This window comes from Kitasatospora setae KM-6054, assembly GCF_000269985.1.
Lineage (GTDB): Bacteria > Actinomycetota > Actinomycetes > Streptomycetales > Streptomycetaceae > Kitasatospora > Kitasatospora setae.
Window position 1 is genome coordinate 5083898 of record NC_016109.1, and the last position, 13348, is coordinate 5097245.

The 13348-nt window shown below is 75.0% G+C and carries 15 protein-coding genes; 10 read left to right on the forward strand and 5 right to left on the reverse strand.

Going from position 1 to position 13348, the window contains the following annotated elements:
• Positions 1-39 precede the first annotated feature (39 nt).
• From KSE_RS44905 to KSE_RS44910, 4 genes are all read left to right on the forward strand, one after another.
• Positions 40-216, forward strand: a complete 177-nt coding sequence (locus tag KSE_RS44905; RefSeq protein WP_014137675.1) for a hypothetical protein — start codon at positions 40-42, stop codon at positions 214-216.
• The gene (locus KSE_RS22655) at positions 213-1949 is read left to right on the forward strand and encodes a SulP family inorganic anion transporter (RefSeq protein ID WP_014137676.1); all 1737 of its coding nucleotides are present in this window, start codon (positions 213-215) and stop codon (positions 1947-1949) included. Before KSE_RS44905 ends, KSE_RS22655 begins: the two co-directional genes overlap by 4 nt.
• Before the next feature lie 83 nt (positions 1950-2032).
• Complete coding sequence (locus KSE_RS22660; protein ID WP_051055917.1) at positions 2033-2443, forward strand: ATP-binding protein; 411 nt, start codon at positions 2033-2035, stop codon at positions 2441-2443.
• Positions 2440-2571, forward strand: a complete 132-nt coding sequence (locus KSE_RS44910; protein ID WP_014137678.1) for a DUF6126 family protein — start codon at positions 2440-2442, stop codon at positions 2569-2571. The genes KSE_RS22660 and KSE_RS44910 overlap by 4 nt, the downstream gene beginning before the upstream one ends.
• Positions 2572-2781: 210 nt before the next feature.
• Here KSE_RS44910 and KSE_RS22665 read toward each other — a convergent pair whose 3' ends face one another.
• Positions 2782-3321 carry a hypothetical protein gene (locus tag KSE_RS22665; RefSeq protein ID WP_014137679.1) on the reverse strand — a complete coding sequence of 180 codons (540 nt, stop codon included), beginning with the start codon at positions 3319-3321 and terminating at the stop codon, positions 2782-2784.
• Between the two features lie 377 nt (positions 3322-3698).
• Between KSE_RS22665 and KSE_RS22670 the strand changes: the two genes are divergently transcribed.
• The 5 genes from KSE_RS22670 to KSE_RS22690 are packed head-to-tail and all read left to right on the forward strand — an operon-like array spanning position 3699 to position 7180.
• A complete protein-coding gene (locus tag KSE_RS22670) occupies positions 3699-3995 on the forward strand; it encodes a hypothetical protein (RefSeq protein ID WP_014137680.1) in 297 nt (98 codons plus the stop codon).
• Entirely contained in the window at positions 3992-5332 is a 1341-nt protein-coding gene (locus KSE_RS22675) for a putative T7SS-secreted protein (protein ID WP_014137681.1), read from the forward strand. The genes KSE_RS22670 and KSE_RS22675 overlap by 4 nt, the downstream gene beginning before the upstream one ends.
• Positions 5332-6042 (forward strand): hypothetical protein, encoded by a 711-nt coding sequence (locus tag KSE_RS22680; protein ID WP_014137682.1) that lies wholly within the window; start codon positions 5332-5334, stop codon positions 6040-6042. The genes KSE_RS22675 and KSE_RS22680 overlap by 1 nt, the downstream gene beginning before the upstream one ends.
• The gene (locus KSE_RS22685; protein ID WP_014137683.1) at positions 6039-6557 is read left to right on the forward strand and encodes a hypothetical protein; all 519 of its coding nucleotides are present in this window, start codon (positions 6039-6041) and stop codon (positions 6555-6557) included. The genes KSE_RS22680 and KSE_RS22685 overlap by 4 nt, the downstream gene beginning before the upstream one ends.
• Positions 6554-7180, forward strand: coding sequence for a hypothetical protein (locus KSE_RS22690; RefSeq protein ID WP_014137684.1), 627 nt, complete (start codon positions 6554-6556; stop codon positions 7178-7180). The genes KSE_RS22685 and KSE_RS22690 overlap by 4 nt, the downstream gene beginning before the upstream one ends.
• A 10-nt stretch (positions 7181-7190) precedes the next feature.
• Here KSE_RS22690 and KSE_RS22695 read toward each other — a convergent pair whose 3' ends face one another.
• From KSE_RS22695 to KSE_RS22705, 3 genes are read right to left on the reverse strand one after another with little or no spacing between them, the layout of a single operon-like run.
• Positions 7191-7835: a response regulator transcription factor gene (locus KSE_RS22695; protein ID WP_014137685.1), complete on the reverse strand. Its 645-nt coding sequence runs from the start codon at positions 7833-7835 to the stop codon at positions 7191-7193.
• Positions 7775-9085: a sensor histidine kinase gene (locus KSE_RS22700; RefSeq protein WP_014137686.1), complete on the reverse strand. Its 1311-nt coding sequence runs from the start codon at positions 9083-9085 to the stop codon at positions 7775-7777. Before KSE_RS22700 ends, KSE_RS22695 begins: the two co-directional genes overlap by 61 nt.
• Entirely contained in the window at positions 9082-9846 is a 765-nt protein-coding gene (locus KSE_RS22705) for a CPBP family intramembrane glutamic endopeptidase (RefSeq protein WP_231873210.1), read from the reverse strand. The genes KSE_RS22700 and KSE_RS22705 overlap by 4 nt, the downstream gene beginning before the upstream one ends.
• A gap of 310 nt (positions 9847-10156) precedes the next feature.
• On the opposite strand from KSE_RS22705, the gene KSE_RS22710 reads away from it, so the two are divergent.
• A complete protein-coding gene (locus KSE_RS22710) occupies positions 10157-12349 on the forward strand; it encodes a terpene synthase family protein (protein ID WP_014137688.1) in 2193 nt (730 codons plus the stop codon).
• A gap of 58 nt (positions 12350-12407) precedes the next feature.
• Here the strand turns inward: KSE_RS22710 and KSE_RS22715 are convergent, their stop codons facing one another.
• Complete coding sequence (locus KSE_RS22715) at positions 12408-13346, reverse strand: hypothetical protein (RefSeq protein ID WP_014137689.1); 939 nt, start codon at positions 13344-13346, stop codon at positions 12408-12410.
• Positions 13347-13348: the final 2 nt, after the last annotated feature.

Sequence of the window (13348 nt, forward strand, 5' to 3'; positions counted from 1 at the left end):
CTGATCGGGCCGGGCCGGGAGCGGCCGGAGGAGGCCAGGGTGTCCGGGATCTTCGACGCGGAACTGCGCGACCAACTCGCCGGAGCCCGCCGGGCCGAGACCGAGGCGCGCGCCGCCGGGGCCGAGGACGGCGCCCGGGCCTACGCCGGGCGGGCCGACGCCCTGCGGCGGATCGCCGACCGGCACGGGATCGCACTGCCGCCGGACCGGGCGTGAACGCCGTCCGGGCCCGGCTGCTGGCCGTCCTGCCGGACCGCCGGACCCTCGCCACGCTGGGCCGCTCCCCGCGCCGCGACCTGACCGCCGGACTGACCGTCGCGGTCGTCGCGCTGCCGCTCGCGCTCGGCTTCGGGATCTCCTCCGGCGCGGGCGCCGCCGCCGGACTCGCCACCGCCGTGGTCGCGGGCGCGCTGGCGGCCGTCTTCGGCGGCTCGCACCTCCAGGTCTCCGGGCCGACCGGCGCGATGACCGTGGTGCTGGTGCCGATCACGCACCGCTACGGCCCGGACGGGGTGCTGACCGTCGGCCTGCTGGCGGGCGTCCTGCTGGTGCTGCTCGCGCTGGCCCGGGCCGGACGCTGGATGGCGTACGTGCCGGTGCCGGTGGTGGAGGGCTTCACCCTCGGCATCGCCGGGGTGATCGCGCTGCAGCAGGTGCCGGGCGCGCTCGGCGTGCCGAAGCCGGCGGGCGACAACCCGGCGGTGGTCGCGGCCCGGGCGGCCGACGCCTTCCTCGCCGCCCCGCACGGGGCGGCGCCCGCTCTGGCGCTCGGGGTCGCCGCCGTGCTGCTGGTCGGCGGACGGCGCTGGCCCGCCATCCCGTTCTCGCTGCTCACGGTCGTCGCGGCCACCCTGCTGACCCGGTTCCTCGACCTGCCGGTGGCGACCATCGGCCACCTGCCCGCCGGGCTCCCCGCACCCTCGCTCGACTTCTTCACGGCGGCCGACGTGCCCGCGCTGCTGCCCTCCGCACTGGCCGTCGCCGCGCTCGCCGCGCTGGAGTCGCTGATGTCGGCGACCGCCGCGGACGCCCTCGGCGACGGCGAACGGCACGACGGCGACCGGGAGTTGTTCGGCCAGGGGCTGGCCAACCTGGCCGCCCCGCTGTTCGGCGGCGTGGCCGCGACCGGCGCGATCGCCCGGACCGCCGTCAACGTCCGCTCCGGCGCGGCCTCCCGGCTGGCGGCGCTGGTGCACGCCGCCGTCCTCGCGGTGATCGTGTTCGCCGCCGCGCCGCTGGTGGCCGGCATCCCGCTCGCCGCGCTCGCGGGCGTGCTGATCGCCACCGCCGCCCGGATGGTCCGGCTCGGCGGGCTGCGGGCGCTGGCCCGCAGCGGACGCGGCGAGGCGGCCGTGCTGCTGCTGACCGCCGCCGCGACGCTGGCCTTCGACCTGGTCACCGCCGTGGTGGCGGGCCTGTTGCTGGCCGGGGCGCTGGCCCTGGCCGAGGTCGCCCGGGCCGCCCGGGTCGAACGGGTGCCGCTGTCCGGCGAGCCGCTCGGGGAGCACGTCGTGGCCTACCGGATCGACGGGCCGCTGCTGTTCGCCGCCGCGCACCGCTTCCTGCGCGAACTGACCGCGGAGGCCCGGAGCCGGGTGGCGATCCTCCGGATGTCCCGGGTCAGCGCGATCGACGCCAGCGGCGCGGCGGTGCTCGGCGACGCGATCGCCGAACTCGAACGGCGCGGCACCCTGGTGCTGGTCACCGGCCTGCGCGCGGAGCACCGGCGGCCGCTGGACGCGCTCGGCGTGCTGGACCGGCTGCGCGAACAGGGCCGGGTCTTCGGCAGCACCCCCGAGGCGGTCGCCTGCGCACGGCGGCACCTGGCCGGGGAACGTGGGCGGGGCTCGGTCGAGCTGGGTCCGCCCGAGCCCGGTCTGTCCGAGCGCGGTCTGCCCGAGCCGGACTGGGCCGAGCCTGGTCTGCCCGGGCCGGGGGCGGCCCGGTGATCGGGCGTTGGCGGCGGCGGCACGAACCCGGGGCGGAACCGGTCCCGGCGCAGGGGCGGCCGGGCGGGAAGTACTACCGGGCGGTGCTGGAGAACCGGCCGCCGAGCGTCGCGCTGGCCCGGCGGGTCACCGTCACCGTGCTCACCGGCTGGGGCGTCCGGCCGCGGACCGGCGTGCACGACGCCGCCGTGCTGGCCGTCACCGAACTCGCCGTCAACGCCGTCCGGCACGCCGCGCCGCGCTCGCCGTCCTTCGACCTGGTGCTCGCCCTGGAGGCCGGCCGGCTGGAGGTCGCCGTCCAGGACCGGCACCCCGACCCCGCCGCGCTCCCCGGGCCGGGGGAGCGCGGCGGCCTGGCCGCCCTCGCCGACCTGGCCGCCGGCTTCGGCGGCACGCTGGCCCTGCTGCCGGCCCCCGGCGGCGGCAAGGCCGTCCGGGCCCGGCTGCCCCTCGACCCGACCCCGAACCCGAGCACCCCGCTGGAGCTGCCATGAGCGACGCCGTCCGCGACGAGAAGGGCAAGCGCCGGGCGATGGTCGTCCGCGCCCTGGTCTACATCGCCGGAACCCACCTCTTCGCGGGGTTCGTGATCCTGCTGTTCGCCGTCGGCGGCCGGAAGTAGCGCGGCGGGGGAACGCCCCGGCCCGGCCGGGGCCCGTCCGACCTGCGGGTCAGGGTCGGCAGCGAGCTGCGCCCCGAACTCCCGCCGGCCCACCACGCGGCGGCCCCGGTGCGCTGGGAGCCGGAGAGGGCGGCGGAGGGCGGCGAACCGGTCTCCGGCCAGTGCGTGATCGGCGGGGCGCTGCTGCACCCGGGGCGTTGAGCGGCGGTCTCAGGGCTTGAGGACGGTCAGTCGGACGATCGCGGTGGCCGCGCCGTCCGGGGTGCTGACCGCGGTGCCGGCCGGGGTGGGGCCGAAGCTGAGGACCCGGTGGTCGAGGCCGGGCGGGAACTCCCAGTCGACGTGGTCGCGGTGGCGGAGTCGGGCGGTCTCGTGGAGGGCGGCGTCCGGGGTGAGGGCGACCGGGGTGCCGTGCAGGGCGGCGAGGTAGTCGGCGGCGGTGCCGGCCGGGGCGGTGAAGCGCAGGAAGAGGACGTCGGGGCCGGTCGCCGAGTTGTCGTCGCTGTAGTAGCGCACTCCGGTGGCGTCCGGCGGCAGCGTGACGGCGTAGTAGCGCAGCAGGGTGGCCAGGTTGCGCGGCCCGCCGAGGTTGGCGCAGTCGTACTGCCGGTAGGCGCGGGCGTCGTGCGGGTGCATCGGCCAGCAGTCGCCCCAGGCCTCGCGGGCGCCGACCAGGCCGCCGCCGAGGGCGAGCAGCACGACCAGGGCCCAGGTCAGCGGCCTGCGGTGCCAGGCGCGGCCAGTGGTCATCGCTACCCCCGTGGTTCCCGTGCTCCGTCCGGGTGCGGACGGGCGGTTCCCGGGATCATAGTCCGCTCGAACGCCGGTCCGAGGAGGGGTGCGGGCGCGTTCTTCCGGTGGACCGCGTTTCGGTAAAGGATCAAGGTTTTCCGGTGGTCGGTCGGCCCGGTTCCCCATGGGTTGGTATCGGGACGGGCGGGCGGGGCGATGTGTCCGTCGACGGCATCGTGCCTGGTCGGAGGGGTGGTGCGGGCTCCACAAGATGGGGTGGTCGTGCCGTGGACGTGAAGGAGGTGTGGTGGCGGCTACCCGCTTGTACACGGCCCGGAACGCGCTTCTAATCTGATGGCCTGAATTATTCGGAGACCTAGGGGGACCAGCGCGCCATGGGGGCTTACTTCCGCGTCGAAGTCGACGAACTCTCCAAGCTCATGCAGCAGCTGAAGGACAGTCAGCAGGACATGCGGGAGGCGCTGCGGGCGATGCGCGACACCGGCCCGAAGACGACCGGCACCAAGGACCTCGACCGCGCCTGCGACGACTTCGACGACAGCTGGCAGGACGCCATCACCCGGATCTCGCAGGGCGTCGAGGCCCTGGAGGCCAAGCTCGACCAGACCTGCAAGAACTACGGCGAGACCGAAGAGGCGCTGCGCGCGATGTTCAGCGGGAGCCCCGCGTGAACGACTTCAGCCCGCTCACGATGATCGCCGGGTTCGACCGGAACTTCCCCGCGCTCGGCTTCAACCCCGCCCCCGGCAACCCCGACAACGTCGACGGCCTGGTCACCAAGCTCAACAAGGCCGCCACCGCGATGGACAGCGCCCACCGCACCCTGGTCGCGGTCGGCCGCGGCGGCTCGCTCTGGGAGGGCGACGCCTCCAAGGCGTTCGCCGGCAAGGTCGGCGAGCTGCCCGGCTACCTGGAGGACAGCGTCGACGCGATGCGCCAGGCGTCCTCCGCGCTCACCAACTGGCGCACCCAGCTCGCCTCGTACCAGGACAGCGCGCGGCGCTACGAGCAGGAGGCCGAGAACGCGAAGACCCGCCTCGACTCCGCCAAGAAGAACCGCGAACGGGCCTCCGACCGCTACGACAAGGCCGCCGACAACCCGGCCTTCGGCCTGATCGGCATGAAGTTCGACGACCAGGCGACCTTCGCCCAGGCGCAGAACCGGATCGACACCGCGAACGCCGAGTACCAGGCCGCCGGCGACGCGCTGGAGGCCGCCGGCCGCGACCTGCAGGCGATCAAGGACGAGCTCGACGCCATCATCAAGCAGGCCGAGGAGCTCTACTACCACCACCAGGACGACGCGGGCCGGACCGCGAAGTCGCTGCGCCGGGCCAACCAGAACGCGCCCGACATCAGCGCCTGGGAGAAGATCGGCAACAAGTTCAAGGACATCGGCAAGTCGATCAAGAAGTGGGCGACCGACCACGCCGACACGCTGATGAAGATCGGCGACATCGCCAGCGGCGTCTCCGCGGTCCTCGGCATCGCCTCGCTCGCCACCATGTGGTGCCCGCCGCTCGCGGCCGGCCTCGGCATCGCCTCCGGCGCCGCCTCGGCGGTCGCGCTCGGCGCCCACGGCATGGCCAAACTCGGCGGCGCGAACGTCAGTTGGACCACCCTCGCGCTGGACGGACTGGGCGTCGTACCGCTCGGGACGGGCGCGTTCAAGGGCATCAAGGCGGCCAGTACGGCGATCAAGGGCGCCGAGGGCGTCGCCCCGGTCGTGGTGAAGGGCGCGGGCGTCGTCTCCAACACCCAGAAGGTCGCCAAGGCCTCCTGGCAGGGCGTGGTCGCCGCCACCGAGGAGGGCAACCTCATGCACAAGATGGCGATCAGCCCGCTGATCACCAAGACGCCGCTGCGCTCCCTGCCCGGCGTCATCCTCACCGAGGGCGGCGGCCTCGCGGCCAAGTCCCTGTGGTCGACCGGGCCGCAGATCGCGTTCAAGGGCATCGGCCTGGCCCTGAACGCGCCCAAGATCATCGGCCACCTGACGGGATCCTGATGACCGAGAACACCACGCCGGAAGCCCGGCGGGAAGCAGCGGCGGAGCCCGCCGCGGACCAGCCGATGCTGTACTGGAACGTGCCGGTGCTCTTCCACTCGCTCGGCCTCGAACTGCCCGAGGAGGACCGGGAGGCGCACATCGCCGAGGTCGCCCGGGAGGTCTGGGTCGGCGGCACCGACTTCCAGCGCGACACCGTGGCCTCCTGGTACCGGGACATCGCGCGGACCGCCGCCGCGGCGGGCGCCGTCTACTCCGGCTTCCTGCTCGGCGGCCTCGACGACGGCCGGATCAGCACCGGCACCCTGGTCATCCAGGTCGACCAGGTCGACACCGCGGACGCCGAGGCGGTGGCCGGCTCGATCGAGGAACTGCTCTCCCTCGAACCCGCCAACGAGGTCTTCACCGTGGACGCCCCGGTCGGCCCGGTGGTGGTCGCCGCGTACGGCACCGTCAACGAGTTCGACGACGGCGAGGGCGGCCGGGCCAGGCTGGAACTCGCCGGGGCCACCGCGTACATCCCGGTGCCGCAGGCTGACACGCTGGTCACCATGACCGTCAGCACCCCCACCCTGAGCGAGTTCGCGGACTACATGACGGCGCTCGCCACGGTCGTCGAGAGCGTCGAACTCGTCCGCCCCGGCGAGCAGCGCGTCGCGCCGGCGCTCAGCCGGGAGTCCGCCGACCGGATCACGGAGATGTTCGGATGAGCGACCGGCACCCGCCGGCCCCGCCCGGAACGCGCACCGGGCCGCTGCCCCGGCGCTCCGCCGTCGGACTGTGGCTGCAGTTCGCACTGCAGTGGTTCTGGCTGCCGGTCCGGATCGCCGCGTTCGTCCTCACCGACCAGAACTCCAAGGGCTGCCGGGCCGAACCGGCGTTCGGCCGGTACGTCCTCACCCCGAGCCGCTACCGGCTCGAACGGCACGGCACCCGCGAGGAGTGGGAAGCCTGGGCCGACCGGGCCATGGACCGGGGCATCGCCGAGGCGACCAACAAGGTGATGTGGGCGTACGACGAGCACCTCGCGCAGCTGGCCAAGGGCAAGAACCCCGCCTGGCTCCACCGCGCCTGCCACACCACGATCCCCAGGCGCTACTACCGCGGCATCGGCGCCGAGGGCGTCGCCGTGCTCGCCGCCCGGCGCGGCTGGCAGGTCGTCTGGGAGAGCGCGGACAGCAGGAAGCTCGTGATCACGCAGCCGCTCCCGGAGGGAACCGCATGAGCACCTGGCACCCGCCGGCCCCGCCCGGCCTCGACACCGGGCCGCGCCGGCGCTCCGGCCTCACGCTGGCGCTGCAGTTCTGCCTGCAGTGGCTCTGGATCCCGATCCGGCTGGTCCCGCTGGACTTCGAGGACCCCAGCACCGAGCCGCTGTCGCACAAGATCGTGCTCACCCCGCGTCGGTACCGGCTCGAACGGCGCGGCACCCGCGAGGAGTGGGAGACCTGGACGGGGGAGGCCCTGGACCGGGCGATCGCGCGGGCCCGGGAGGAGGTCGCGAAGCGGCAGGCGAGGAACGACAGCGGGACGTACCCGTGCGCGTTCGCCGGCCCCTCGCTGGTGCCCGAGACCACCCTGCGCCGGCACTACTACCGGGGCACCGGCCTCGACGGGCTGGCCGCGCTCGCGGCGCGGCGCGGGTGGCGGGTGCGCTGGGAGACGGCCCGGTTCGAGGAGGTCGGCCTGATCGAGGTCCGGCCGCAGCAACCCCCGTACCCGCAGCCGCAGTCGTACTCGGGGCAGGCCCAACTCCCTTACGCGCAGCCGCAGTCGTACCAGCAGCAGGCCCAACCCCCGTACCCGCAGCCGCCGGACCCGCGGCAGGCGAACCCCTACCGGCGGTGAGGCCGGCGGGTCAGCGCTTCAGGTAGGCCAGGACGGCCAGCACCCGGCGGTTGCTGTCGGGGGTGTGCTCGATCCGGAGCTTGGCGAAGATCGCGGCCGTGTGCTTGGCGACCGCGCTCTCGCCGATGTGCAGGGCGGCCATCACGGCGGCGTTGGAGTGGCCCTCGGCCATCAGGCGCAGCACGTCGAGTTCGCGCGGGGTGAGGTCGGCGGTGGTGCCGCGGGCGGTGGAGCGGGCCATCAGGCGGGCGATCACCTGGGGGTCCATCACGGTGCCGCCCGCGGCCACGGTGCGGACGGCGTCGACGAACTGGGCGGTGCGGGTGACCCGGTCCTTGAGCAGGTAGCCGACCGCGCCGCGGCCGTCCGCGAGCAGCTCCTGGGCGTACAGCTGCTCCACGTACTGGGAGAGCACCAGGACCGGCAGGCCCGGGCGCTCCCGGCGGACGGTCAGCGCGGCCTGCAGGCCCTCGTCGGTGTGGGTGGGCGGCAGCCGGATGTCGACCACCGCGACGTCGGGGGCCTCCTCGCGCAGGGCGCGCAGCAGTTCGGGGCCGTTGTCGACGGCGGCGACGACCTCGAAGCCGTGCTCGGTCAGGGTGCGGGCGAGGCCGTCGCGGAGGAGGAAGAGGTCTTCGGCGAGGACGACGCGCACGGGAGCTCCAGGATCACGGTGGTCGGACCGCCCGGCGGGCTGTCCAGGGCGAGGGTGCCGTCGAAGGCGGCCAGCCGGCGGCGCACGCCGGCCAGCCCGCTGCCGCGCCCGGGGTCGGCGCCGCCCCGGCCGTCGTCGCGCACGGTGACCCGCAACAGGCCGTCCGCGCAGCGCAGTTCGACGTCCACCCGGCTGCCGCCGGAGTGCTTGGCCGCGTTGGCGAGCAGCTCGGCGACGGCGAAGTACGCGGCGGCCTCGACCGGGGCGGGCAGCCGGCCGGGCAGTGCGGCGTCGACCCCGACGTCCAGGAAGGAGTCCAGGGCGAGCGAGCGGACGGCGTCGGCCAGGCCGCGGTCGGCCAGCACCGGCGGCAGCACGCCGTGCACCAGGTCGCGCAGCTCCTGCAGGGCGCGCTCGGAGGTGGCGCGGACCTCGCCGAGCAGCCGCCGGGCGGTGGCCGGGTCCTCGTCGAGCAGGTGCTCGGCGCGGTCCAGGGTCAGCCCGAGGGCGACCAGCCGGGCCTGCGCGCCGTCGTGCAGGTCCCGTTCGATCCGGCGCAGTTCGGCGGCCTGGGTGTCCAGGACGACGGACCGGCTGTCGGTCAGCTGGTCGATCCGGCGCTCCAGCCGGTCCCGGTCCGGGCCGTCCAGCAGCCGGGCCGTCCAGGTGCCGTAGCGCTCCAGCACGCCCGGGGCCAGCCAGACCCCGGCGGCGGCGAAGCCCAGGCCGAGCACGGCGGCGGCGACCGCGTTCGCCGTCGAGTCGACCGGGACGAAGGCGTACCAGTTGCCCGGGCCGAGCAGCCGCCACACGAAGGGCTGCACCAGCGCGCCGGACAGGCCGTAGCCGACCAGCGTCGGCGGGACGGCGACCAGCATGCCGCCGGCCCACGGGCTCAGCCAGGACCAGGCCAGCTCGCGGCGGAAGCCGGGCGCGCCCAGCAGCGCCACCAGGCCGGTGTCGGGCAGCGGTTCGGGCGCGGCGGTGGCGTGGCCGGTCCAGCGGGCCAGCGCGGCGCGCTCGCGGTCGGCGCCGCGGCGCACCAGCCGGGCGGCGGGCGCCATCAGCGGCAGGCCGAGGCCGACCGGCAGCAGGGTCAGCGCGCCGGCCGCGGCGACGCCCCGGACGGAGGTCACCAGGGAGCGCAGCGAGGCGAGTTGGCAGCCGCCGAGGGCGCGCAGCGCGGCCCGGAGAGCGACGGCACGCGGCGCGACGGCACGCGGCGCGACAGTACGCGGTCGGATGGTCATATCAGCGCGATGCTATCCGTGCGGGCCGGCCGACGGACCGTCAGGACCCAGGGCAGCGCCACCAGCACTGCCGCCGCACCGAACAGCAGCATCGGGCCGGACGCGCCCGACTCCTGGTCCAGGAACAGCAGCAGGCCCAGGTTCACCAGCGCGTGGAACCCGCCAGCCAGCGGCAGCCGCCACCGCCCGATCCGCTCCCAGGCGAAGCCCAGCAGCACCGACATCGCCACCGTCGCGGTCAGGAACCCCGCCGCGTAGGCCGGCGCCTGCGCGAACACCCCGACGTGCCAGCACCCCCAGGCCAGCCCCACCGCCACCGACGACACCCACGGCCCGAACCGCTCCCGCAGCAGCGGCTGCAGCAGGCAGCGCCAGCCGATCTCCTCCCCGCAGGCGCCCAGCAGCTGCGCCGCCGCCACCACCCCGAACGGCGCCGCCAGCGACCCCGGGTCGCGCACCGCCACCGGCACCCCGCACAGCGCCGCCCCGGCCGCCGCCAGCCCCGGCACCGCCACCCCCGCCAGCAGCAGCAGCGCCGCCGCCGGGCCGCCCGCCCGGCCCGGCCGCCCCGCCAGCAGCCGGCGGACCAGCGCCGGCCGCCACGCCGCGACCGCCGCCACCCCCAGCAGCGGCCCGAACTGCGTCAACTGCAGCACCTCCGCGGGCAGCCCCGTCGCGGGCTGCACCGCCCCCAGCAGCCCCGCCGCCGGGAACGCCACCGCCAGGAACAGCACCGCCGGCCCGACCCATCGCGTCCGCACGTCCACCCCGCCTCTCGTCCGCCTTCTCCTGCCACCCCCGACGATTCCGTGCGCGCGGCCCCGATCCACTGCACCCACCTGCCCGACCGGGGTGCAGCCAGCTGCACCCCCCGGCCGCCCGGACCGCTGTCACGGAGGCGCGCGGGCGAACCCGCCGGAGATCACCCGTACGAGTGGACTTCGGAATCCGGGTGGCTCAGCGGGGTATCGGTGACCGCGGGCCCACGGGCTCGTTAGGCACCACGTCGCACCCTGTCGACGAGCACCACCAGCCGCACACCACCAGACGCACACCTAGGGGCGGGACCCAGTGGCTCAGCCGTTCGAACTGCCGGACTTCTACGTGCCGTATCCGGCCCGGATCAACCCGCACTACGAGAGGGCGCGGGTCCACACCAAGGAGTGGGCGCGCGGCTTCGGCATGCTGGAGGGCTCCGGCGTCTGGGAGGAGCACGACCTCGACTCGCACGACTACGCGCTGCTCTGCTCCTACACCCACCCGGACTGCGGCCCCGAGGCGCTCGACCTGGTCACCGACTGGTACACCTGGGTCTTCTTCTTCGACGACCACTTCCTGGAGACCTTCAAGCGCACCCTGGACCGCGAGGGCGGCAAGGCGTACCTGGACCGGCTGCCCGCCTTCATGCCGATGGACCCCGAGGCCGGCTACCCCGAGCCCACCAACCCGGTCGAGGCCGGCCTGGCCGACCTGTGGCGGCGCACCGTCCCGCACATGTCGGCCGACTGGCGGGCCCGGTTCGCCGAGTCCACCCGGAACCTGCTGAACGAGTCGCTCTGGGAGCTCTCCAACATCAACGAGGGCCGGATCTCGAACCCGGTCGAGTACATCGAGATGCGCCGCAAGGTCGGCGGCGCCCCCTGGTCGGCCGGCCTGATCGAGTACGCGGCGAACGCCGAGGTCCCCGAGTCGGTGGCGCACTCCCGGCCGCTGCGCGTGCTGCGCGACGCCTTCTCGGACAGCGTGCACCTGCGCAACGACCTGTTCTCGTACGAGCGGGAGATCGGCGAGGAGGGCGAGCTCAGCAACGGCGTCCTGGTCCTGGAGACCTTCCTCGGCTGCTCCACCCAGCAGGCCGCCGACGCCGTCAACGACCTGCTCACCTCCCGGCTCCAGCAGTTCGAGAACACCGCGCTCACCGAACTCGCCCCGCTCTGCGCCGAGCACGCGCTGGACCCGGAGGAGGCCGGCCGGGTGCTGGCCTACGTCAAGGGCATGCAGGACTGGCAGTCCGGCGGCCACGAGTGGCACATGCGCTCCAGCCGGTACATGAACGGCGGCGGCGCCGCCGCGCCCGCCACCGGCCCCACCGGCCTGGGCACCTCGGCGGCGAACATCCGGCTCACGGCGGGCCTGCGCGGCCTGCGCGGCCTCGCCCACACCCCGTACCGGAAGACCGGCCCGGCCCTGCTGCCCGACTTCCCGATGCCGTTCCCGCTGTCGATCAACCCGCACCTGGACGCCGCCCGCGCGTACGTGGTCGGCTGGGCCCGCAGCACCGGCCTGCTCGACCCCGAGCCCGGCGTGCCCGCCTCCGACATCTGGACCGAGGCCAAGCTCCGCGACTACGACTTCCCGCTCTGCGCGGCCGGCATCGACCCCGACGGCACCCCCGCCGAGCTCGACCTCTCCTCCGCCTGGCTGACCTGGGGCACCTACGCCGACGACTACTACCCCGCCGTCTACGGCCGCCCGCGCGACCTGCTCGGCGCGAAGGCCCAGGGCGAGCGGCTGCACGCCCTGATGACGCTCGACGGCACCCTGCCGTTCGCGCCGCGCAACGCGCTGGAGACCGGCCTCGCCGACCTCTGGCGGCGCACCGTCGCCCCGTTCGACCAGGGCGCCCGGGCCAAGTTCCGGCAGGCCGTCGGCGACATGCTCGACAGCTGGCTCTGGGAGCTCGCCAACACCGCGCAGAACCGGATCCCCGACCCGGTCGACTACATCGAGATGCGCCGCGCCACCTTCGGCTCCGACCTGACGATGAGCCTGTCCCGGCTCGGCCGCGGCGACACCATCCCCGCCGAGGTGTACGCCAGCGGCACCCTGCGGGCGATCGAGAACTCCGCCGCCGACTACGGCTGCCTGGTCAACGACCTGCACTCGTACCAGAAGGAGGTCGAGTACGAGGGCGAGTTCCACAACCTGGTCCGGGTGGTGGAGAACTTCTTCTCCTGCGACTACCCCGTCGCCGCCGACATCGTGGCCGACCTGATGGCCTCCCGGCTCAGCCAGTTCCGGCACGTGGTCGACAGCGAACTCCCGCTGCTCAAGCAGGACTTCGCCCTCGACGCCGAGGCCGCCCGGGCCCTCGACGGATACGTCCGCGAGCTGGAGGACTGGATGGCCGCCGTCCTCAACTGGCACCAGCAGTGCGACCGCTACACGGAGGACGTGCTGCGCCGGCACTTCGCCCCGCCGACCGCCGTCACCCCGGAGCTCGGGATGTCGGCGGCCCGGATCCTGCAGACCATCGGCAGGTAGCCGGAACCGACGGAGGGGTGCGCCGGGCCTCGCCCGGCGCACCCCTCCGCGCCTGCCGCTACTGCCAGTTGTCCGACCGCTGCGGGTGCTGGTGCGGCGCCGGGCCGGCCTGCGGCGGGACCGGGGCCGACCGCTGCGGGTGGTGCCGGTGGCCGCGCGGGTGCCGGGTCAGCGTGTAGCCGAGCACGCCGGCCAGCGCGGCCAGCACACCGCCGGCGACCGTCCACCACCAGCGGGTGTTCCAGCCGGAGAAGAGGTCCGAGTACCAGTGGCTCTCCTCCGCGACCGGCGCGGCCGCGTGCGAGGCGCTCGCGCTCGGCGCCGGGGTGGCCGCCGGGCCCGCCGCCGTCGCGCCGGCGTTCACCGGCGGCACCAGCGGGTCCTTCAGCGTGCCGCCCTCGGGCTGCGCGTCGTCCGCGCCGCCCTTGGTGGCGACGTGCACGTGGACGGTCGCGGCCAGGCCGAGGTCGGTCTGCGGGATGTCCGGCGTGGACAGCCGGACGTAGTACGTGCCGGGCAGCGGGTCGCCGGACCACGGCTCGGCCCAGGACCGGATCTGCCGCAGCGTGCAGCTCAGGCCCAGCGAGGGCGCGCTCTGCTCGGCGGTGCCGTCCTGCGGCCCCGCCGTGCAGGACTGCCGGCGGCGCAGGCCGTCGAACAGCTCGACCGACCAGGTCTGCGGGCCGTGCCGGTCGGCGGCCTCCGGCAGGGTCACCGTGACCTGCACGGTCGGCGTCTGGCCCTCCGAGGCGGGGAACGCCCAGTACAGGTAGTCACCGGTGGAGACCGGGACGTCCGCGTCCTGGCCGGCCGCCAGGGTGGTCGCGGTCAGGAAGCTGGTGCCGACCGAGTTCAGCACCGGCTTCGCGGAGCCGGAGGCCGACGCGGACGGCGACGGCGAGGCGGACGGGGACGCGGCCGAGGCCGGCGCCGGGGCCAGCAGGAGCAGCCCGGTGAGCGCGGCGGCCGAGGCCGCGGCGGTGCGGAGCGTACGCATCG

Bases quoted from the DNA above. Each gene is read 5' to 3' on its own strand.
- KSE_RS44910 (WP_014137678.1), top strand. From the start codon at position 2,440: ATGAGCGACGCCGTCCGCGACGAGAAGGGCAAGCGCCGGGCGATGGTC.
- KSE_RS22665 (WP_014137679.1), bottom strand. From the start codon at position 3,321: ATGACCACTGGCCGCGCCTGGCACCGCAGGCCGCTGACCTGGGCCCTG.
- KSE_RS22670 (WP_014137680.1), top strand. From the start codon at position 3,699: ATGGGGGCTTACTTCCGCGTCGAAGTCGACGAACTCTCCAAGCTCATG.
- KSE_RS22680 (WP_014137682.1), top strand. From the start codon at position 5,332: ATGACCGAGAACACCACGCCGGAAGCCCGGCGGGAAGCAGCGGCGGAG.
- KSE_RS22685 (WP_014137683.1), top strand. From the start codon at position 6,039: ATGAGCGACCGGCACCCGCCGGCCCCGCCCGGAACGCGCACCGGGCCG.
- KSE_RS22690 (WP_014137684.1), top strand. From the start codon at position 6,554: ATGAGCACCTGGCACCCGCCGGCCCCGCCCGGCCTCGACACCGGGCCG.
- KSE_RS22700 (WP_014137686.1), bottom strand. From the start codon at position 9,085: ATGACCATCCGACCGCGTACTGTCGCGCCGCGTGCCGTCGCGCCGCGT.
- KSE_RS22715 (WP_014137689.1), bottom strand. From the start codon at position 13,346: ATGCGTACGCTCCGCACCGCCGCGGCCTCGGCCGCCGCGCTCACCGGG.